The 19,900-nt window shown below is 46.5% G+C and carries 19 protein-coding genes, 1 other RNA gene and 1 pseudogene; 11 read left to right on the top strand and 10 right to left on the bottom strand.

Going from position 1 to position 19,900, the window contains the following annotated elements:
* Positions 1–20: 20 nt before the first annotated feature.
* The 5 genes from ubiE to F4X55_02990 all read right to left on the bottom strand — a co-directional run bounded on the left by ubiE (position 21) and on the right by F4X55_02990 (position 3,649).
* Entirely contained in the window at positions 21–698 is a 678-nt protein-coding gene (gene ubiE, locus F4X55_03010) for a bifunctional demethylmenaquinone methyltransferase/2-methoxy-6-polyprenyl-1,4-benzoquinol methylase UbiE (GenBank protein ID MYC39966.1), read from the bottom strand.
* The gene (metF, locus tag F4X55_03005) at positions 698–1,621 is read right to left on the bottom strand and encodes a methylenetetrahydrofolate reductase [NAD(P)H] (protein ID MYC39965.1); all 924 of its coding nucleotides are present in this window, start codon (positions 1,619–1,621) and stop codon (positions 698–700) included. Before metF ends, ubiE begins: the two co-directional genes overlap by 1 nt.
* 66 nt (positions 1,622–1,687) lie before the next feature.
* Positions 1,688–1,885 (bottom strand): conjugal transfer protein, encoded by a 198-nt coding sequence (locus tag F4X55_03000; GenBank protein ID MYC39964.1) that lies wholly within the window; start codon positions 1,883–1,885, stop codon positions 1,688–1,690.
* 142 nt (positions 1,886–2,027) lie between these two features.
* Positions 2,028–2,486 carry an SRPBCC family protein gene (locus F4X55_02995; GenBank protein ID MYC39963.1) on the bottom strand — a complete coding sequence of 153 codons (459 nt, stop codon included), beginning with the start codon at positions 2,484–2,486 and terminating at the stop codon, positions 2,028–2,030.
* On the bottom strand, positions 2,483–3,649 hold the full coding sequence (locus tag F4X55_02990) for an MFS transporter (protein ID MYC39962.1): 1,167 nt from the start codon (positions 3,647–3,649) through the stop codon (positions 2,483–2,485). Before F4X55_02990 ends, F4X55_02995 begins: the two co-directional genes overlap by 4 nt.
* Positions 3,650–3,947: 298 nt before the next feature.
* Here F4X55_02990 and alr point away from each other — a divergent pair, with 298 nt between their 5' ends.
* The 4 genes from alr (at position 3,948) to ssrA (ending at position 6,380) form a co-directional block, all read left to right on the top strand.
* Positions 3,948–5,036, top strand: a complete 1,089-nt coding sequence (alr, locus tag F4X55_02985) for an alanine racemase (GenBank protein ID MYC39961.1) — start codon at positions 3,948–3,950, stop codon at positions 5,034–5,036.
* Between the two features lie 37 nt (positions 5,037–5,073).
* Positions 5,074–5,523 (top strand): D-tyrosyl-tRNA(Tyr) deacylase, encoded by a 450-nt coding sequence (locus tag F4X55_02980; protein ID MYC39960.1) that lies wholly within the window; start codon positions 5,074–5,076, stop codon positions 5,521–5,523.
* A 43-nt stretch (positions 5,524–5,566) separates the two neighbouring features.
* Positions 5,567–6,022 carry an SsrA-binding protein SmpB gene (smpB, locus tag F4X55_02975; GenBank protein MYC39959.1) on the top strand — a complete coding sequence of 152 codons (456 nt, stop codon included), beginning with the start codon at positions 5,567–5,569 and terminating at the stop codon, positions 6,020–6,022.
* Positions 6,023–6,029: 7 nt separating this feature from the next.
* Positions 6,030–6,380: a transfer-messenger RNA gene (ssrA, locus tag F4X55_02970) on the top strand.
* Positions 6,381–6,620: 240 nt separating this feature from the next.
* On the opposite strand, the pseudogene F4X55_02965 reads toward ssrA, so the two are convergent.
* Positions 6,621–6,785: pseudogene (locus F4X55_02965) on the bottom strand (transposase).
* Between the two features lie 227 nt (positions 6,786–7,012).
* A complete protein-coding gene (locus tag F4X55_02960) occupies positions 7,013–7,549 on the bottom strand; it encodes a hypothetical protein (GenBank protein MYC39958.1) in 537 nt (178 codons plus the stop codon).
* Between the two features lie 872 nt (positions 7,550–8,421).
* On the opposite strand from F4X55_02960, the gene F4X55_02955 reads away from it, so the two are divergent.
* From F4X55_02955 to F4X55_02945, 3 genes are all read left to right on the top strand, one after another.
* Positions 8,422–9,015, top strand: coding sequence for an XTP/dITP diphosphatase (locus F4X55_02955; GenBank protein MYC39957.1), 594 nt, complete (start codon positions 8,422–8,424; stop codon positions 9,013–9,015).
* A 244-nt stretch (positions 9,016–9,259) separates the two neighbouring features.
* Positions 9,260–10,834, top strand: coding sequence for a CTP synthase (locus F4X55_02950; GenBank protein MYC39956.1), 1,575 nt, complete (start codon positions 9,260–9,262; stop codon positions 10,832–10,834).
* 17 nt (positions 10,835–10,851) lie between these two features.
* Positions 10,852–12,855, top strand: coding sequence for an RNB domain-containing ribonuclease (locus tag F4X55_02945; protein MYC39955.1), 2,004 nt, complete (start codon positions 10,852–10,854; stop codon positions 12,853–12,855).
* Between the two features lie 66 nt (positions 12,856–12,921).
* On the opposite strand, the gene F4X55_02940 is transcribed toward F4X55_02945, so the two are convergent.
* Positions 12,922–14,301, bottom strand: a complete 1,380-nt coding sequence (locus F4X55_02940) for an NADP oxidoreductase (protein MYC39954.1) — start codon at positions 14,299–14,301, stop codon at positions 12,922–12,924.
* A gap of 158 nt (positions 14,302–14,459) precedes the next feature.
* Between F4X55_02940 and ptsP the strand changes: the two genes are divergently transcribed.
* Positions 14,460–16,754 carry a phosphoenolpyruvate--protein phosphotransferase gene (gene ptsP / locus F4X55_02935; protein ID MYC39953.1) on the top strand — a complete coding sequence of 765 codons (2,295 nt, stop codon included), beginning with the start codon at positions 14,460–14,462 and terminating at the stop codon, positions 16,752–16,754.
* Between the two features lie 2 nt (positions 16,755–16,756).
* On the top strand, positions 16,757–17,386 hold the full coding sequence (locus F4X55_02930; protein MYC39952.1) for a site-2 protease family protein: 630 nt from the start codon (positions 16,757–16,759) through the stop codon (positions 17,384–17,386).
* A 66-nt stretch (positions 17,387–17,452) separates the two neighbouring features.
* Here the strand turns inward: F4X55_02930 and F4X55_02925 are convergent, their stop codons facing one another.
* Positions 17,453–17,635: a hypothetical protein gene (locus tag F4X55_02925; GenBank protein ID MYC39951.1), complete on the bottom strand. Its 183-nt coding sequence runs from the start codon at positions 17,633–17,635 to the stop codon at positions 17,453–17,455.
* 28 nt (positions 17,636–17,663) lie between these two features.
* On the opposite strand from F4X55_02925, the gene F4X55_02920 reads away from it, so the two are divergent.
* Both F4X55_02920 and F4X55_02915 read left to right on the top strand, forming a co-directional pair.
* Positions 17,664–18,515 (top strand): IS1595 family transposase, encoded by an 852-nt coding sequence (locus tag F4X55_02920; GenBank protein MYC39950.1) that lies wholly within the window; start codon positions 17,664–17,666, stop codon positions 18,513–18,515.
* A 238-nt stretch (positions 18,516–18,753) separates the two neighbouring features.
* Positions 18,754–19,233, top strand: a complete 480-nt coding sequence (locus F4X55_02915; GenBank protein MYC39949.1) for a hypothetical protein — start codon at positions 18,754–18,756, stop codon at positions 19,231–19,233.
* Positions 19,234–19,385: 152 nt separating this feature from the next.
* Here the strand turns inward: F4X55_02915 and F4X55_02910 are convergent, their stop codons facing one another.
* A complete protein-coding gene (locus tag F4X55_02910; GenBank protein ID MYC39948.1) occupies positions 19,386–19,796 on the bottom strand; it encodes a hypothetical protein in 411 nt (136 codons plus the stop codon).
* Positions 19,797–19,900: the final 104 nt, after the last annotated feature.

Raw genomic sequence — 19,900 nt, 5'->3', positions numbered from 1 at the left:
TGCAAAGAGAAGCAGCCCGGTTATCTGGTTGCGCTGTAAAGCGCTACTACTCCCATAGTGAGTTCTGAGTATCGGCAATCACGAAACCCCGCGTTTTCAAGATGTTGTATGAATTCTCTTCTCTGAGGAAACGAGGCGGCGGATTCAGCCAGATACCTATATTCTTTACCCCTGCCGTAGATGCTTCCGACAAGAGGCATCAGAACTCTGAAATAAAACATGTAAAGCGGTTTGAAAACAGGATTTCTTGGAATTGCGAATTCAAGGATGAGTAGTTTTCCGCTTTCCCTTAGAACCCTTCTTATTTCCTTCAGGGAAAGTTCGTAATCGACAGTGTTTCTTATACCGAATGCTATTGTGGCCGAGTCAAACTGCTTTTCCGCAAAGGGGAGGTTTTCAGCCGCAGCTGATACAAGCGCTATTTTCTCTCCTAAATCAAGATCCTCGATTTTCTTTTTCGCTATCCGAAGCATGTTCATGCTGGGATCAATTCCAACCGTTTTGGTGGCAGGGTGTTTTTTTGCCACTTCAATCGCAACTTCTGCCGTCCCGGTTGCTATGTCCAGATTGTACTCGGCTCCACGCAGTTGTTCCGCCAGCTTTTTTCTCCAGAGTTTGTGGATTCCGAGGCTGAACAGGGTATTCAGCCAGTCATAGTGGCGTGCCACTTCATCAAAGATTTTCTTCGTCTCAGGCATCAGACGGATTTCAGAATCTTTTCTATATGAGAGGTTCTGTTAAGAACATAGAAATGAATTCCCGGTACTCCTTCAGCGATAAGTTCCCTTACTTGGTCTCTGCACTGGGCGATCCCTATTTCCACTGCTTTGCGGTTATCGTCTCCTGCGTTCTCAAGCTTCTTTTTCAGTGGCGCTGGTATATCAGTTCCGCAAAGGGACGATATTCTTATCACTTGTCTTGATGAAAGTACGGGCATAAGACCCGGGATAACGGGAATATCTATTCCCGCTGCTCTCACCCTGCCAAGGAAGTCAAAATAGTAACTGTTATCAAAGAAAAGCTGCGTGATTATGATGTCGGCTCCCGCGTTCACCTTTTTTTTAAGATTGGCTATATCCTCCTCGAAGCTCGGGGATTCGATATGTTTTTCCGGGTAGCCGGCAACGGCTATGGAAAAGCGTTGCGGCTTTCCTTTTTCATACTTTCTTATGTGTTCAACGAGTTGGTTTGCGTGTTGAAAAGCTCCGCGGGACAGCAGGTTTTCACCGTCTTTCTCAGGAATATCTCCCCTGAGTGCCACTATGTTACTTATCTTCTCCCGCTCTATTCCTTCAAGCATCAGATCTATTTCTTTCTCGGAAGATCCTATGCAGGTCAGGTGGCAGGCGCTCTCCGTCCCGATAACGTTTTTTACGTAGGAGGCGACCTCGAGGGTTCTTTTCCGCCCCTTTCCCATGGCACCGTGGGTTACCGTTATAATGCTGGGTGAGAATTCAGCAAGCCTTGCAAGAGTGTCCTTGAGCTTTTCAAATTCAGGATCGTCTTTTGGAGGAAAGACCTCAAAGGATATGAAAGGAGCATCTTTTTTTTTGTTCTTGTATTCAGAAAAATTCACGGTTTTCCCCCGAGAGTTACGCCTTACGGGCCGGATTTCCCTCAATTCTTAAGAGGTTCTCAAAGCCCGGGCCTGCTGCGATCAGAAATGAAGTCCGTTCTACGTTCTACTTCATCCGGCAAGTGTGCACACCTCTATATTTTTTGCAGAACCAGCCATCATTACGATAGAAACAATGGAGAGCAAGGCTGCGAGGAAGGTTGCTCCGATCAGCAGGAAGACCATCATTTCTCTTTTTTTCTTGTAGCGTTCGACCTCTTTAGCTGTCCTCTCGTATACGGCGTTAAAAAACTGTTCAAGCGGATGCATAATGCGTTCTTCGGCCTTGTGATACGCATCGCCGCAAAGCAGTCTTCATGCGAGTTCAGGATAATGTATCTCCCAAATATACCTTGCACCATATCACGCTTCAAGCCGGCGCCACGGTGGGAAGAAATTAGCGATCTTTTTGTCAATTCCCAAATATTTTTCGAAGACGAATGCTTCTGTAATCGAATATGAAATCCAGTTTTCTGCTTACAAAAAACAGATTCGCCAACCTTCCGATCGGGCCGAACGGCAGGGAGTAGTGAACGAGATCCCGGACCTCTGTTTTGTCTCCGGCTTCAGTGAAAAAATGCTTGTGGTGCCAGAACTTGTAGGGTCCGAATCGCTGCTCGTCAACAAAATAGCTTGGTGAGTCCACCTGGGTTATCTCTGTTGCCCAAGCGCTTCTGAAAAAGGGTATGGGCGTTACGGTGTAGGTAATTATCATGCCGGGATATATTTCCCTGTCCGTCTCAGATGTTATGCGCAGGTGTAGCTCAGGGGGAGTGATTCTAGGAAGATTGTTCGGGTCGGAGAAAAAATCCCAGGCCGTTTCAAGAGAAACCGGCAGAAACTCTGTTCTCTCAAGCGTCCATATCTTCATTTCTTTTCAGTCTGTTCCAGCGGCGGACTGGGAAGTCCGATAAATTTCCACAGTACCAAGAACAGGAGACCGAATATCAAGGGCAGGGACTCGTGGGTCTGGTAAAGTATGCCGGAGGACATTCCACCCACGCAGGCTCCCATGAAATTCGCCAGATTGAAAAAACCGGAGAGAAAGCCCCTGTTCTCCGAGGAAACTCTCTGCGTAACAAACGCGGGGAGTATGGACTGAAATATGGTGTACCCGAAAAAGAACACTCCTCCAGCGACGTAGAGAGTGATGCTGTCGGATTCCCGAAGCAGATAGATTAAAAAAGCGGCCACTAGAAAGAAAAGCCCGAACTGAGTTGCCTGTCTGAGAGTTTTTCTTGTCTCGGAGAACCTGATGTAGAGATTAACCAGAAGTGCACTCGGGGCGAGTATTACCAGGTAGACGAACCACAGGTCTTCAGGTCCGGTACCGTGATTTTTCCAGTCTAATGGATAGATGAACAGAATAAGGTTAAGGGTGAGGGAGGTTATGAAGGTTGAGGAAAGAATTTTTCCAATTTCCGGTTCCCTGAGTTTGAGAAGAAGTTCTTTCCTGTCCCTTGTTTTTTTCTTTGGAAGTTCGGGAAACATGAGAAGAGCAACTAGAATCGCCACTAAACCTAGGGCCGCGAGTATGAAGAAAAGGCTCTCGAAACCGAATTTCGTTGCAAGTACCGGGCCGATTACGAGTGAAGTTATAAATGCAATCCCGACTATTATTCCGGTCAGCATAAAAGACTGTGCTCTTACCTCGTTTCTTGTGGAATCTCCGAGGGTGGCCAGGGCGACCGCGCCTATCGCGCCGCTTCCCTGGAGTGCCCTAGTTATTATGAGTTCCCAGATGTTATCCGCGAAACCGCAGAGAACGCTTCCCAGGCAGAAGATCATGAGTCCCGACACTATTACCGGCTTTCTTCCGAACCTGTCGCTTGCCATGCCGAAAGGTATCTGAAGCAGGCTCTGGGTAAGTGCGTATATTCCAAACGCTACTCCCGCGGATGAGAGAGTTGCTCCCTCGTAGTTTACGGCGTATATGCTGAAAACGGGTACTATCAGGAATATTCCCAGAAGCCTAAGCGCGATTATCGTTCCTATTACGAGAACGCAGCGAAGTTCATATCTGTTCAATTTCATGCCGTTTTTCCCAGAATCTTCCGTTCCGGTTTCAACTTAAAAAGACAGTTAAAAAAACCGGTCCAATGAAAGATAGGGGAATTATATACCTAAATAAATGGCAATCGGGTATTTATCACTTTTGACCATGGCTGAACTTTGCTATGGGTGGTCTTTTTCGTTTCTGATGTTAGGCAGGCCTGAAACTTGTCTTGGGTAATGGTATATTTACCTTTAGCTGACCTGAAGAAATGCGGAGCCGGCAAACAAGCAATTCGAACGAACTGCTTCACTCGGCTTTTGGAGAAATTCCCGGGCAATGAGACCTACTTGGGCTGAAATCAGTCTTGATTCCTTTAAATCAAACCTTGGCGAAGTAAGAAAGCTTGTAGGGGAGAATGTCCGTATCATGGCAATTGTGAAAGCCGACGCTTACGGACATGGCGCGGTAAGGCTAAGCGAAGTAGCTCTTAGCAATGGAGCGGACATTCTTGGAGTAGCTACCGTGCCGGAGGCGATGGAACTCAGGCAAGCCGGAATAAAAGGCGAAATATTCCTTCTTGGAAGTATTGACCCGCAGGAGGCTCCAGTCGTTGCGGAAAATGCGTTTACTCCTGCCTGCTATTCCCTAAATGTGCTTAAGGCTCTTTCTGACGCTGCAGTTCAGCACGGAAAAACAGTAGGTTATCACCTGAAAGTCGACACGGGTATGACCAGGCTTGGAGTGGGGGTGGGCGACATGGAACATTTCTTCGCTTCGGCCGCCTCGCTTCCCGGGGTGATGCTTGAAGGAGTTTTTACCCACCTTGCTTTTTCCGAGAGTAACCAAAGCGATTACACGGATTACCAGCTAGGGGTTTTCCGCGAAGGCCTCCTTTTTCTCGACGATCTAGGCGTTAAATACAGCTACGCGCATTCTGCAAACAGTGCATCCATCCAGAGATTTCCGAACTCCCACATGAACATCGTGAGGCCCGGGATAATGCTCTACGGTTCAGGCAACATGGGGGAAGTTGATCTAAGGCCCGTTATGAAACTAAAAACAAGGATAGTGCAGCTAAGAAAGGTGCCCCCGGGCACTTCGGTTGGCTACAGATGCAGTTTCGTTACGGGGAGGGAAACGCTGGTCGCGACCCTTCCGATTGGTTATGCGGACGGCTACCCAAGAGCCCTTTCAAACAAGGCGAAAGTTTCCTTGGGAGGAAGACTCGTCCCGCTTATAGGATCTGTCTGCATGGATTTTATAATGGTTGATGCAACGGACGTTCCGGGTGTCCGTGTGGGAGACGAGGTAATGCTTTTTGGAGACGAACTTGTGAGTGTTGAGGATGTTTCTTCTTGGGCGGAGAGCATATCCTACGAAATTTTGTCAAGAATCTCGCCTAGAGTTCCTAGGCTTTACGTGTGATCTGTTTTTATGAGCTTTTCGTTACAAGTATCTTGAGATGAGAGCTGTTATACAGAGAGTAACCGAGGCGTCGGTAAGCGTTGACGGCAAAGTAGTTGGCAGAATTGGTCCAGGGATGGTGGTTCTTCTCGGAGTTGGAGAGAATGACTCGGAAAAAGAAGTTGCCTATGTCGCCGAGAAAATATCGGGTCTCAGGATATTTGAGGACTCCTCAGGCAGAATGAACCTCAGTATCGAGGACACGGGAGGAGAAATCTTGGCCATCTCCCAGTTCACCCTCTACGGTGATACAAGGAAGGGCAGAAGACCCTCTTATGTACGGGCCGCGGGGGGAGATTCCGCGAGACGCTTTTACGAACTTTTCATCACTAAGCTTACGGAGCGCGGAATCCCGGTGGAAACTGGCGTTTTCGGGGCTCACATGGATGTCAGTATGGTTAATTGCGGGCCTGTTACGCTTCTTGTTGACAGTTCCAAGGATTTTTGAGTTCATACTGGTTATTTCGCCGGGGCGGATTATCATTAGGTAGATGAAGACCGTATGCAGTCACCCTACTGCCCACAGGGATTATATATTCGAGGAGAAATACGAAGCGGGACTGGTTCTCAGAGGCTCCGAGGTTAAATCCCTAAGGAATGGGAACGCGAGCGTAAAGGAGAGCTTCGCTCTCATAAGAGAGGGAGAAGCAAGGCTCGTTAACTGTTACATAGCTCCTTATGACGCCGCCAGCGGGCTTAACCATGAACCGACGAGAGAGAGAAAGCTTCTGCTCAACTCTCATGAGATAAGGAAGCTGATTGGAAAAACTAGCGTCAGAGGGTACACTCTAATTCCTCTTAGGATTTATTTTAAGAGCGGCATAGCAAAACTCGAACTGGCCCTTGCCAAAGGTAAGAAGACGAGAGATAAAAGAGAGGATATCAAGCGTCGTGAGGCCCAGAGGGATATGCAAAAAGCCGTCAGACGATCTTTGAAACGTTCATAGTAAACATGGGGGCGATTCGGCTTCGACGGGAAATAGGGAAGCTTGTGCCGCATGCCGAGCTTGGTTAACTCGTAAAACTGATCAAGCACGATAAGTGCCGAACCAATTAACGCACTCGCAGCCTAAATAAACTGCGACGTCTCAGAACGTCATGCCCGCTGGGCTTTCTGAGGCGTAATTCAAGCGGGATGGCTGGTATGTGATTCCCGGGGCGCTTGCCAGCGAGATCTTACTTGGGACTGCGGTGAAAAACCTGCCTGCCGGTGATTTTACCGTCTGATTCAAAAGACAGGATAAGCATGTAGAAGCCTAGTGAAACTTTTTCCGGACCCGGGTTCGATTCCCGGCGCCTCCACCACAGTATTTTTATAACTCACTGAAGATAAAGAATTTTTCGGAAAGAGTGGTAGTCTTATCTCCCTTTCCGTCCCACTATTGAAATGGGATATCTATAATTGGAAAGGAATTATATACAATCCTAACCAAACTCCGTGATTTCACTCCTCGGAACCAGCCAGTTTCTTAAGATATTTCCACTCATTATATTCTTTGGGCGGAGTAGAGAACAAAGCCTTAGCTACATTCTCCGGCGTGTCGGGGATATGCGGTGATAGGTTCCATAGTACCCACGCTTTAATACTGCCCAAAAGCTCTCTATTCCATTCGTATGAGTCATATCCCTCACATACTCCCCTACGCTATGGTTTACGCTCTCATGTTCAAAGGGAAGTCCTATATAGCTTCTGTGGTCATCCGTATAGACCATCGCTTTGCGGGATACGTTCTCACCGATAAAGCCTTTTTTGATATTAGTGAAAGATTTCGGAACTTTGGTAATAGAAAACCACGTGACGTTAAAGTCAAACTTACTCTAACTGCTGGAGTTCCAAGACTTAACGTGAAAGTTGTAGCTATAAACCCGAATCTCAGGGCTAGAGTTTCAAGCCTGCCATTTCGAGATTAGTATAACTTTTTAAAAATCTGTAGGCTCTAAGAATTTCTGAAAGCTTTAGAGTATTCTTTAGCTCCTTTCAAGTCACCTGTCTCGGCATACTTCAGCATCGCAATTAAGAATGAAGAGCATATCACGAAGTAACTTCTTTGCTCTTCGCCTTCAGAATATAAAGGATAAGCAATACCAAATCTCTTCTCAAGCATATTTCCAAGTACCAGAAAGGAAGCCTGAGTTTCGAGAGGACTTATTGGAGAGATCATTGGGTTCGGGGAGCGAAGATACTCTTGAATCTTGCCAAGACAAGAGTGTATTTCCTCATAACGTGAAGCAAACTTTTGCTCTGGAAGTTGTTGCCAAACGGCTTCATATAAAAACCAGAAAAGAAAAACCACTATTCCTGCGTAGGAAGCAGGAACAAAGTATTTTAAAACTTCGGGAGTCATTTCGGTCTGACTTTCTTTGAAATTGAAGGCTATTATGAGGGAAAGAAGCAAAAAGAACAAAGAAATAAGAATTTTTGCTTTACTTGATTCAGTTAGTGATTTAATTAGAGCAGTTTTGGTTTCTTCCATAAAATTAATTCTACCTGTTCCCGTCGCCAACCATCATACAGGTGGGATAAAAAAAGGTTCTTGTGCCGATTCGGGAGAATTACCACAAGAACCTTAGTCTGCTTTTAGACTGTTAAAAGAAATACCCGGCCACGCGCCTCAAGTCCACACAGGGGGAAACCAGCCGGGATTTTTTCATAAGCGCAAACGGCGCAACAAGAAAAACCCCCGCCAGTGATTAGCTGCCCTGGGGTAGGCTTCCCCGACACCGGCGGGGCTACTAGAACAGATCGGGGAATTATAATCCGCACTCCTTACATTTCTGATCTGGATGTTTCTTCATGGCTCCGCAGTATTGACACCGGTAAACTTTGCTCTTCTTTTTCATTGACTGTCTAACCATTCTTTTAGCCGTTGTAATGTAATTTTATAAGAGACTTTCGGGTTCGATGTCTTGACAATGTAAAGCACGTCATCAAGTTTTATTTCCAAGACCGGGATCTCCGGAAGTTCCGAAAGTTTCTGTCCATCAATCACTGTCAGATTCCACCATTAATCCTGAAAGGGCAGCTGCTTTTTCTATATCCATGCCACCACCTACCATGCTTTGAAAAGCCCTTGCACGCCCTGAAATATCGCTTACCATCAGGGAATCGAAATTCAGGGACACGGGAAATTCAAACTTTTCCGTGAGTTCTTCTGCGACAAGTTTCTCGAGCGGATCAATTGTCGCATGAGGGAATCGCTGACGTTCTTCTCTAATTACTAGAATATGGTATCTTCACATACGCACGTTCTAACCCCAGAGATATTTTGGTCAACTTTTAACCAAGTAACGCTAAAAACGATAAAACCAAGGATAGTGAAAAGGACTTCAAGGACTAGTGGTCAATATAAAACGTAGAACCATAGTAATTGCCACTAAAAACAAAGGAAAGCTGAGAGAATTCAGATCGATTCTTGCCGATGCTTACGATGATATTCTTTCTCTTTCTGACTTTAACAATATTCCTGATATAGAGGAGACAGGTCTTTCTTTCAGGGAAAATGCTTTTATCAAGGCGAAGACAACCTCTGATTTTCTTGGAATGGATGCTATTGGAGATGATTCAGGATTGGTTGTTGATGCTTTGGGGGGAGCTCCTGGGATTTATTCAGCTAGGTACGCGGGGAAGGGGGCATCCGATGATGATAACAACGAAAAGCTTCTGTCCGAACTCAAAGAAGAGAACAACAGAAAAGCCAAATTTGTTTGCTGTATTGCTTTAGTACGTGCGGATGGGGCACAGGAATTTTTTGAAGGCGAATGTAGCGGACAGATTATCCAGGAAAAAAGAGGCGAAAGCGGTTTTGGTTACGACCCAGTTTTTTATGTTCCTCAGTACGGGAAAACCATGGCTGAACTTGGTCCCGAGATAAAAAACAGGATAAGTCACAGAGCTATTGCCTCAGGAAAACTCCTATCATATTTTTCAGGCTTGAAATAGTTGCTTTAACAAACGGCCTTTGCTCCTTCACATCTGTTTTTATTCTCTTAAGAGGCTTGTTCAATATCAAGATTTTCCCGGTTCTATCTCCCCAAAATTATATGAAATTTCCGTTTTTAATTGTAAGCTGCCTCGCAATTGAATATATTTAAATTCCGACCTTTGTTTATTGCGGCTGCTTTAACTTTATAAAGGGGTTTTCTGCGTGAAAAGCGCGAAATTTATTTTTGTTACCGGCGGAGTTATGTCTTCTCTGGGAAAGGGTATCTCCGCTTCTTCGATAGGCTTCCTTCTTGAATGTTGCGGTCTTCGAGTCACTCTTCAGAAGCTTGATCCCTACATAAACGTCGATCCGGGCACGATGAATCCTTTTGAGCACGGGGAGGTGTTTGTTACCGATGACGGGGCCGAAACGGATCTCGATCTCGGTCACTACGAAAGATTTACCAAAGCCCATCTCGGCAAGAAAAATAATCTCACAAGCGGCAAGGTCTACGATTCCGTTATTTCCAAAGAGAGAGAGGGTAAGTTCCTCGGCAAAACGGTCCAGGTTATCCCTCACATAACGGATGAGATAAAATCCCGCGTGCGCGCCCTTGAGGACGGTAACGACGTTATCATAGTTGAGATAGGCGGTACGGTGGGAGATATAGAAAGTCTCCCTTTTCTTGAGGCTGTGAGGCAGTTAAGGTCGGATCTTGGTAAACAGAACACGCTTTTCATCCATCTTACTTATGTTCCCTACGTGGCCGCCGCCGGAGAACTGAAAACAAAACCTACGCAACACAGCGTAAAGGAGCTTCTCCAGATAGGAATTCAGCCCGACATACTTCTGTGTCGCACCGAGGACAAGTTCCTTCCGGAAGACGTTAAGAGAAAAATAGCTCTTTTCTGCAACGTTGAACAAAAAGCGGTGATTACGGCTAAGGATGTTGAGCACATATATGAAGTTCCGCTTATGTACAAGAAGGAAGGACTTGCCGAGATAATCATTGAGTATCTTGGCATGTGGACCAAAAAACCCGACATGGGGGAGTGGGAAGATCTGGTTCGAAGAATAAAAAGTGTGAAAAAGACCGTGCGCATAGCCGTTGTCGGAAAATATGTTTCACACGGAGATGCTTACAAGAGTCTTCACGAAGCCCTCTACCACGGTGGCATAGCCAATGATTCAACCGTTGAAATAAAATATGTGGATTCGGAGGAAATGGACAGAACATGCCCTCAGGACTACTTCTCCGATGTCCATGGCATACTCGTTCCCGGGGGTTTCGGAGAGAGAGGAATTGACGGCAAAGTCTGCGCCACGAAGTATGCAAGGGAAAATCAGATTCCTTTCTTCGGGATTTGTTACGGAATGCAGCTTGCCGTTATTGAGTTTTCAAGAAGCGTGTGCGGCATGAGTGACGCAGATACTACCGAGAATAACAGCGGTACGGAGAATCCCGTTATAGACATAATGGAATCGCAAAAGAACATAAACGAGAAGGGCGGGACAATGAGACTCGGGGCCTATCCTTGCGTCTTAAAACCCAAGACCCTGGCAAGCAGCATCTACGGGGCTTCCGAAATCTCCGAAAGACACCGTCACCGGTTTGAAGTGAACAACAGCTACAGGGAAATCCTTGAGTCTAAGGGAATGATTCTTTGCGGCCTTTCACCGGATGGGAATCTGGTCGAAATCATGGAACTTAAGGATCATCCTTGGTTCGTCGGCTGTCAGTTTCACCCCGAATTCAAGTCAAAGCCCCTAAGCGCCCACCCGCTTTTCAGGGATTTCATAAAAGGGGCGCTTCGTTACAAGGATTCTCTTAACTGATCGAATTATTCCGTTCGATGAATTTCCCCAGCATAAACGAACTTATTGCCTACAGAAAAAGGAGGGAACCTACCCTCGGAGTCGTTCTTTCTGTTCATCCCGACAAATTCTCTGTTTTCTCAGAGGACGGAAAGCGCTACGATGTTGAACCGAAAAAAGTTGCACTGCTCACCGGAATAACTGTTCCCGAAACCCTGACCGAATCTGAGAAAAAACTCGAAATGAGGAAGTGGAGGAGAGACCTCGAGGAAAAAAAGGAGTCAGTTGATCTGGAGACTTTGTGGCAGTGCGTCGTGGGGGAACAGGAGATTGTGAGCTTTGCGGAGATCCTTGATCTGTATTCGTCGGGGACAGAGCAGGTTTCTTCAGAGCAAAGGCTCCTGCTTTTCTGGGCAGTAGATAAAAACACTGTTTACTTGGCAAGAGCAGAAGACGGTTACCTCGTCCGTTCACAGGAGGATGTTTCCAAGACTCTCCGTGCCCTTGAACTCAGAAGAGAAAGAGAGCAAAAAGCGCAGGTTGCAGTAAACTGGGTGCGTTCCGTTCTGAGCGGTGAAATTCCTTCAGTGGTTGATGAGAACCACAGAGAATTTCTTGAACTGATTGAGAGGTACGTTATGGATCTTGACGGCTACGAGAGAGCTAAGGAAGCCAAGGCTTTTCTTTACGAGGCGGGGGTTAAGGAAGTGGAATTGGCAGTTGAATTTCTTATAAAGACGGGTTTTTGGAAGAAAGACGATGACCCGGAATCGAAAAAAATCTCCTTTCATTTCAAACACTCGCAAAGAATGCTCGAAGAGGTCAAAGCTATTTTGAACGCTCAGGAAGACTTTGCGGGTCTTACTGACAGAACGGATCTTGATGCTTTTTCCGTTGACAGCGAGACAACGCAGGACATTGATGATGCCATCTCCCTTGAAACGCGCGGAGACTTGGTAATTCTGGGGGTCCACATCTCGAATGTCGCCCATTTTGTAAACAGGGGATCTTTTCTTGATCAAGGGGCTCTTGAGCGCGCCGAAACGGTTTATTTCCCCGAGCAGCGCGTGGATATGTTTCCCCAGGAACTCGTGAGTCAGAAACTCAGTCTAACCGCCGGCGACCTCCGACCTGCACTTTCCCTTTTCGCCACTTTTAAGAAAGAAGACTCTACTTTGATCGATTATCGCTTTGATACGACAGTCATAAGGGTTTCAAAAAATCTTAGCTACACCGAAGCAACCGAAATATTTGACCAGACGAAATGGGGGAACTTGCTTGTAAGCCTTACTGATTCGCTTAGAAGCGAAAGAGTCGAGAATGGAGCTTTTATAGTTCAACTCCCGGAACTTAAAATCAGGGTCCGAGACCGGGAAGAAATCTCGGTCAGCAAGGACTACATGGATTCTCCCGCTCACGACGTCGTATCCGAATGCATGATACTTATGAACCGGCTTTCAGCAGACTTCTTCGGTAAAAATGAAATTCCTGCTCTCTTTCGTTCCCAAACCCAGGAGATTGATCCTGAAGCCAGAGAACTTGACCCCGGAGATGCTCTTTTTCCGGTAAGGGTAATAAAGCACTTAAAACCCTCCTTTGTTACTTTTGCTCCCGAAATCCACAAGTCGCTGGGAGTTGCCTGTTATGTACAGATGACTTCTCCGATCAGAAGGTATACGGACCTTCTCATGCAGCGCCAGCTTATATCTTGGCTCGGGGAACAGAAGATTTGCTACTCGGAGAGCGAGCTTGAAAACATAAACACGCGGGTTAGCCTTGCCACCAGAGAAATAAAAAACGCGCAGAGAAGCAGACACAGGTACTGGCTTATCCGCTATCTTCTGGAAAAGGATATAAAGGGGGCGACAGGCTACGTGAGTTCCAAGGGATATAACGGGTTTAACGTTTATATACCTGAGTTCCTGATCGAACTTGCGCTTTCTAATGCCGGTGGCAGGATTTTTGATATAGGAAGCGAACTCTCCCTCTCTGTTTGGGGATCAGATCCTCTCAGGAGAAGGATACGCGTGAGTCCGGCGTAGTTTCAGGCGCGTCGGAAACTGAATTCAAGCAAGTATGCGTTTCTCGACTGGGGAGAGCCGCCCGCTTCAGTGTTCTTTTTCAAGGATCTCGAGAATTTCTTCAAGCCTCGAGACCTTTACTCTCGGCCTTCCCCGTTTTTCCCCTTCTTTCTTTTCAAACGAGTCAACCCGCAGCCATTCATTATAGGAAATATGTTTTTCATCAAGCAGTTCCTTTATGCTTTCAGCCGAAATGAGTTCGGGACGCAGCGTATTTTTCTCCTCAATGTCCTCGACCATGCAGCTTACGGTTTCGCCGGAGTCGGTCTTGTTCGTGCCGATAACCCCGGTCGGCCCGCGTTTTATCCACCCGGTGGTGTAGAGTCCCGGAATCGGGTTTCCGCCAGCTTCGTCAAGCACTCTTCCTTTTTCATTGGGGATTACCCCCGAATTGTCGTCAAACGGCACGTCCGGAAGGGGTATTCCCCGATACCCGACGGAACGAAAGACCAGATCGGTGGGGATCTCTTCAGTTTCGTTCGTGGGTTTGGGCCGAAGGGAACCGTCATCGGATCTGTAAAGCCTGTTTTTAACGACCTTGACGCTTTTTACCTTATTGTTTTCCCCGGCGATTATCTCTGTTGGAGAAACCAGGAACCTTATGATGATTTTTTTCGATTTGGATGGAACCCTTTCGGAAGCTTTTTTTATAAGCTCTATTTTCGTCTGGGCTGCCCTGTCCGGCTTGCGTTCAAGTTCCTCAAGCGTAAGGAAGTCCGGTTCCGCTTCGTCCGGCAGGACGAGAAGGTCTGCGTCCTCGAGCTTCTCAAGTTCCCGCAGCTCGGGATTAGTGAAAGCCGCCTGCGCGGGTCCCCTTCTTCCCAGCATCTGTATCTCCTTTATTCCGCTTTCGGCCAGTTTCTCAAGTGCATAGTCCGCAATATCCGTCTTTTCCATTTCGCTTCTTGTTAGAGAGAGAATTCTCGCGACATCCACCGCAACGTTTCCAACTCCGACTATAACGACTCTTTTCCCCGAAAAGTCAAAACCAAGGCCCATGTGGTCCGGGTGGGTGTTGTACCAGCCTACGAATTCCGTTGCCGTGTGGCTTCCAATCAGGTTCTCTCCGGGTATGCCCATTTTTCTGTCGGTCTGGGCTCCAGTCGCGATGACTATCTGGTGGTAACGCCTGCGTAGGTTCTCAAGTGTTAAGTGTTTTCCGAACTCTACAAGCCCGAAAAACCTGAATTGGGGATTTGACGCGATTTTGTCATAAACCCTGGCTACGCTCTTTATCTTCTGGTGGTCGGGAGCCACGCCGCTTCTCACGAGACCGTGGGGAGTCGGGAGTTTCTCGAACATGTCCATGAAGACGCGGTCGCCGAGTTTCTTCTGCAGATGATCGGCCGCGTAGAAAGCTGCGGGTCCCGATCCGACGATGGCAACTTTTACTGTTTTAAGATTCATGCCGTGGGAATTATATACACAATATATTATAAATCTATTCCCGGAAAAACTTTTCTTCTTTCGGTTTTCTACAGATATTCTTCAGCTTTTCTTTTTTCCGCTGACTGTACCTGATGCTGGTATAATATTAGTTTCTTAGTGTGTAGTGGAGTGACCCAATGATTACCAAAGATCGCACAGAACCGGAGCATTTCCATCTAAAAGTGGTCCACGAGATAAGCGACTTGATCAACAAGTCCGTGGGCCTTAACACCGTTTTGGGCAGGGTAGTAAGAAAGATTTCCTCCTCGCTTCACTACGATGTCGTCTCCATATACGTCTGGGATGATCTGAGGGAAGTTCTCAGGCTTGTGGCTAACAGGGGTCTCCAAGTTAAATCGAAAAGTGACATCCTTTTGCGTTCGGATGAAGGTCTTACCGGAACGGTTCATAAAACCAAAGTTCCTCTGATCGCCATGCCGGCTTCGGAGCATTCGAATTACAAGTATTTCCCCGAAATAGGCGAAGAGGAATACGAAAGCTACATAGGTGTTCCCATAATGCTCCACGACATATGCGTCGGGGTGCTTGTGGGCCAGAACAAGACCCCGATGCAGATAACCCCGGCCGAGCAGACTCTTTTTCAGATTGTAGCTTTGCGACTTGCCGGGGTCCTTGAAGTCGCGAACACCTTGGACCGGCTGAAACCTCCATCCATGGTAAAACACGAGACGACAACCTATCAGGGAAAAGGAGTTTCTGAGGGGATAGCCGTTGGAAAGGCGGTTACCTTCCGCGGGCTTTTCCGCCGGATGTCTACGATGGAAATGACGGCACACACTCCCAGAATCGAGAAAAGAAGAGTTAGAAATTCTATAAAGAATATATCACAAGACCTTAAAAAGACTATTAAAAAAATGGATTCTGAGGGCAAGCTTTCGAAAAACGAAGTGGATATTTTCCGCTCACACCTGATGATAGTTGACAGCCGCGACATGGAGAAAGGAACCGGCAAGCTTATAGATGAGAAGAGAGTTTCGGCCGAAGCCGCGGTGGTCGAGTATCTTGAATTACAGGCATCGCGTTTCGAGTCTCTTCCAGATTCATATATGAGGGAACGGGCCCATGATTTCAGGGATATAGGCGAAAGAATTCTCCGGGACCTTACTCATTCAAAAAATGAAAATATCCCCGCTTCCGCCGATGGAGAACCCTTAATACTTGTCGCAAGAGAGATAGGAGTGTCTTTCGTTACGGCCGTTGAGGGAGAAGTCGGTGGGATAGTGCTTGAAAAAGGCGGAGAGACCTCTCATGCGATCATAATAGCGAAATCGCTTGGGATCCCGGTGGTTGTGGGAATAGACAACATCGTGAACCTGGTGCATCCCGGTGAGGATATGATAGTTGACGGAAGAAGCGGCTTCATTTTCACAAATCCTGACCAGGTGTTAAAGGATGAGTATCTGGCTATGCATGAAAGAGCGGTTAAGCTCCGGCACTTCATAGAGACCGAAGCTATAAAAAGTACCGCTACAGGTATTGATGTGAAAATAACAGCGAATGTCGGGATTCCGGCCGATGTCGAGGTGGCTAAGCGTTACGGAATAAGAAGTGCGGGACTTTTCAGAACAGAGTTTGCCTTCGCGCGGTTTAAAAAATGGCCGAGCGTGAGATCCCAACTGAAGATATACAAGGAAATCTCAGGGAATTTTGAGGGTGAAGTGACGATCAGGACACTGGATGTGGGTTCTGACAAGATACTTTCCTACCTCAAAATGCCCAAGGAAGAAAACCCCCTTCTTGGCCTTCGGTCAATCCGCTTTTCAATGGAGTATCTGGATCTTTTCAGAGATCAGGTGAAATCCATTTTGCTGGCGGCGAAAAAAGGGGGAAATTTCAAGATCCTTCTGCCCATGGTTTCAAATGTCTGGGAAGTTGAGACCGCGGCGCAGATAATTGAAAAACTGTCCGCCGAAGTGAGTCTTCACCGGCATGACATACCGAAGCTCGGAATAATGATGGAGGTTCCGGCCCTTGCGTATCAGTTCGGGGATTACGCGGATTTAATAGATTTCGTTTCCATCGGGACAAACGACCTTATACAGTATCTGCTCGCGGTTGATAGAAATTCAAACGCGGTCGGACATCTTTACTCGGCTTTTCATCCTTCAGTGGTGAGAATGCTGGATTTTACAAGGGAGCAGGTTATCTCAAGCGGAAAGGAGCTTAACATCTGTGGAGAAATAGCGGGAGTTCCTTCCGGCACCCTGTTGATACTGGCTCTTGGTTACCGTCACCTGAGCGTTTCGCCGCTTCGGTTTCCATACGTAAAATTTCTTTCAGACAGACTTTCTGAGCAGATGCTTGAGGAGATCAGGTCGCACGTATTGCTTCTCAAAAAGGAGTCTGATATAGAAAGGTACTTAAAGGACGTTGTTAACTCGATAAACCCTATGTTGCTCGAAGCAGAGTAGCCATGATCACGAGATCTACCGCCATTCCGCTGGTACTTTTTGTCCTTACAGCTGCTACCACTTTTCTCTCCGGCTACATGATAAGCGGAACTTATACCGGCGGGATTCTTTTCTCGCTTTCCCTGGTGGCTATCCTTGGAGCCCATGAGATGGGGCATTACTTTTACGGCAGGAAATACGGGGTTTCAATAACTCTTCCCTGGTTTATCCCCGCCCCTCCTTTTCTCTCCCCGATCGGGACGTTCGGAGCGTTTATACGGATAAAATCCCAGATACGCGGCCGGAAGGAGCTTTTTGACATCGGGGTTGCCGGTCCCATAGCCGGCGTGGTGGTAGCTCTTCCCGTCTTATTTATCGGGCTGCTTTTCTCAGATGTGGTCGCTTTGGATTCCGAGAGGTTTTCCGAGATGCAGACGGCCATGTCTCTTGGTAATTCCCTCGTATTCGCTCTTTTTTCTAAAGTGGCCGTTGGGGAAGTTGCCCAGGGATACGAGCTTTTGCTGCATCCAGTCGCGTTTGCAGGATGGATAGGTCTTTTTGTAACCGTCTTGAATCTCATGCCTGCGGGACAACTCGACGGAGGGCATATCGTATACTGCGTCTTCCCTGCAGAGTGGCATAAAACTACGTAATTATCCCCTTGACATACTTAGTTTGGTGGTTATATTATTACCATGAAGAAAACATGGGTATTAAATTTATTTGCCATTGTTAACTTTCTTAACGTAACGTACCTTGTCTTTCGGGATGCTTGCAATTTTCACGTTGGCATCATCATAAAAGACGACAAACCCGGTATCAGTTTCAACAATTTCCGAGGCGTTAACAATAAGAGGTTCCTCGATGTCTATAAAAACTACTTTGTAGGGAACAGTTCCCATAAATTCACCTCCAAGGAGCAATGCATAAATGATTAATTTTTACCAGTTTCAAGAAATGTTTCCTGATGATGACGCTTGCCTTCACCAGATCATGGTTTCCCGCTATGGCGGAACTCGGCTTGAATGCCCGAAGTGTAAACGAGACAGCAAGTTCCACAAAATGAAGAAACAGCCTAACTATGTTTGCCAGTTCTGCGGGCACCATCTTTACCCGTGCGCCGGAACTCCGTTTGAGCGTTCCCGCACGCCACTTCATAAATGGTTTTACGCAATGTATCTGTTCTCCGCTTCCCGACACGGAATCTCCGCAAAGGAGCTTCAGAGACAGCTTGGAGTTACTTACAAGACGGCTTGGAGAATGGCGCATGAGATAAGAAAGTACATGGCCCAGGTGGATGATGAAAACCCGCTTGACGGAGAAGTAGAGGCCGATGAAACCTATATCGGCGGCAAGCGCCCCGGAAAGAGGGGTCGGGGAGCTGACGGAAAAGCCGTTGTATTCGGAATGATGGAGCGAGGCGGTGAACTTATGGCGAAGGTCGTTCCCAATGTCCGCAAACGCACTCTCCAGCCTATCATCTATGAGAACATCCTTCCGGGAAGCACTGTTCATACCGACGAACTCCGTTCTTACATGGGGCTTGCCCGTGCCGGATATGAGCATAGGACGGTTAACCACGGTGCTGGCGAATATGTCAAAGATGGTTCTCATGTTAACTCTCTTGAAGGTTTTTGGTCTCGTTTGAAGCTTTCGATTCAGGGGACGCATGTTCATGTTTCCCCGAAACACCTTTGGAAGTATGTAAAGGAGTTCGAGTATCGCTACAACCGGCGGAAGGATCCCGCTTCGATTTTCTCTGATCTGGTGGAGAACCTTTAGCCATTGCATCAAGCAAGGCGTTAAATCTTCTCCTTACTAGTAATTTTAATTGTAATTTGTTACTATTGAAACTGTTGGCTTCAGTACGAACCCGCTCTGCCGGGTTTGCGTGGAATATAAGACCCATCTGGGAAACAGACGCAACTTCAAAATCGTACTGAAGCCAACAAGACCCGGCGCCTATGCGCCCGGCACCCATGGTGTCACTTCTACTGCCAAACACAAAGCGGGGTGTGGCATGGTGAGAAGATTTTGTCTTGTGTTTTGTCTTGTTTTTATATTCCTGCCTATAGGAACTCTCTCGGCCTTGGGAGAGACTTGTTTTGAAGAATTCCGAAAACCAAAAGGGAAATACTGTAACCAACATATCAGTTATCTGATTAACGATGTTGTTTACAGAACTACCAAGGGGGCGGAATTGGTAGAAATGATTGCATGGAAAGGAGGTCACCAGAAAGGAAGTGTAGAAGCATTGTTTTGCCTTTCTGACTTGGACAACCAAATTTCGCCACAAGTAGTGTTGGTGAAACTCAACCCTCGCTGTAGACATGGTGGATACTACTACAACATTAACTATCATAAGCCATTGTTTAAAAAACATTTCTGGATTGAATGTTATCGAGATACCCACAGGCAGGCAAGAAAACTGTGGGAAGAGGGTGGAAAGAAAGGAATACCGCCGAGGAAGCGGCGAGATGCTTGCAGGGATTTGCCATGATTTACTTTCGTTTGCTTTGTATTGTTTTCTTGACAATAGTTCTTACCAGTTGTGACGTATACGATGAACCAGAATGTCCGGTGAATTGTACTGCCAAAACAATTTCACCGAACGGACTGGTTCTCGAATGCCATTGCCCAAATTAAGTTGGGCTAAGAGTCGGTATTTTTCTCATTCTTAACTTTCTCGGCAATCTTTTCAGCTCTTTCTGTTAGCTCTTCAAGTTCTTCGAGACCTGTTACTAACATTTTTTCCTTTTCTCTCGACCTCTTGAGCACCTGTTTAAGTCGCCAATCCAACCACTTGATCCTAAGAAGACCGAAGCTCGTAATCAAAAGAAAAAAGAAGCATACAATAATAGCAACTACACTCACATTATCAGGACTAAAACCTTTTCCATCTAAGAAATTGATAACAGGAAAAATCATGTCGGTTATCAGGTGTTTTATAACCCAAAGAACAACATATGCACCTAAAACCAAATATATTAATTCGACGTTGTTTTTTCCAACCCGTTTCTTTATTGCATCCATAGCTTCTTTTAAAACAGTGAGAAACTCCATACAATTATCATATCATTCAACCTTTAAGTATGTCAAAGGGATAATTGCGTAAAACTATATCGGTTGCCACGGTTCTTTTTCTTGTAATAATGGGAGTGGGAACG

It is taken from the genome of Candidatus Dadabacteria bacterium (genome assembly GCA_009840385.1).
GTDB classification, from domain to species: Bacteria; Desulfobacterota_D; UBA1144; order Nemesobacterales; family Nemesobacteraceae; genus Nemesobacter; species Nemesobacter australis.
This window is presented reverse-complemented; position numbering and strand designations above follow the sequence as displayed.

Bases quoted from the DNA above. Each gene is read 5' to 3' on its own strand.
- F4X55_03000 (MYC39964.1), bottom strand. From the start codon at position 1,885: ATGCATCCGCTTGAACAGTTTTTTAACGCCGTATACGAGAGGACAGCT.
- F4X55_02945 (MYC39955.1), top strand. From the start codon at position 10,852: ATGAATTTCCCCAGCATAAACGAACTTATTGCCTACAGAAAAAGGAGG.
- F4X55_02980 (MYC39960.1), top strand. From the start codon at position 5,074: ATGAGAGCTGTTATACAGAGAGTAACCGAGGCGTCGGTAAGCGTTGAC.
- F4X55_02995 (MYC39963.1), bottom strand. From the start codon at position 2,486: ATGAAGATATGGACGCTTGAGAGAACAGAGTTTCTGCCGGTTTCTCTT.
- F4X55_02925 (MYC39951.1), bottom strand. From the start codon at position 17,635: ATGGGAACTGTTCCCTACAAAGTAGTTTTTATAGACATCGAGGAACCT.
- F4X55_02960 (MYC39958.1), bottom strand. From the start codon at position 7,549: ATGGAAGAAACCAAAACTGCTCTAATTAAATCACTAACTGAATCAAGT.
- ubiE (MYC39966.1), bottom strand. From the start codon at position 698: ATGCCTGAGACGAAGAAAATCTTTGATGAAGTGGCACGCCACTATGAC.
- F4X55_02990 (MYC39962.1), bottom strand. From the start codon at position 3,649: ATGAAATTGAACAGATATGAACTTCGCTGCGTTCTCGTAATAGGAACG.
- ptsP (MYC39953.1), top strand. From the start codon at position 14,460: ATGATTACCAAAGATCGCACAGAACCGGAGCATTTCCATCTAAAAGTG.
- F4X55_02930 (MYC39952.1), top strand. From the start codon at position 16,757: ATGATCACGAGATCTACCGCCATTCCGCTGGTACTTTTTGTCCTTACA.
- F4X55_02915 (MYC39949.1), top strand. From the start codon at position 18,754: ATGGTGAGAAGATTTTGTCTTGTGTTTTGTCTTGTTTTTATATTCCTG.
- F4X55_02920 (MYC39950.1), top strand. From the start codon at position 17,664: ATGATTAATTTTTACCAGTTTCAAGAAATGTTTCCTGATGATGACGCT.
- F4X55_02910 (MYC39948.1), bottom strand. From the start codon at position 19,796: ATGGAGTTTCTCACTGTTTTAAAAGAAGCTATGGATGCAATAAAGAAA.
- F4X55_02950 (MYC39956.1), top strand. From the start codon at position 9,260: ATGTCTTCTCTGGGAAAGGGTATCTCCGCTTCTTCGATAGGCTTCCTT.
- F4X55_02940 (MYC39954.1), bottom strand. From the start codon at position 14,301: ATGAATCTTAAAACAGTAAAAGTTGCCATCGTCGGATCGGGACCCGCA.
- smpB (MYC39959.1), top strand. From the start codon at position 5,567: ATGAAGACCGTATGCAGTCACCCTACTGCCCACAGGGATTATATATTC.
- alr (MYC39961.1), top strand. From the start codon at position 3,948: ATGAGACCTACTTGGGCTGAAATCAGTCTTGATTCCTTTAAATCAAAC.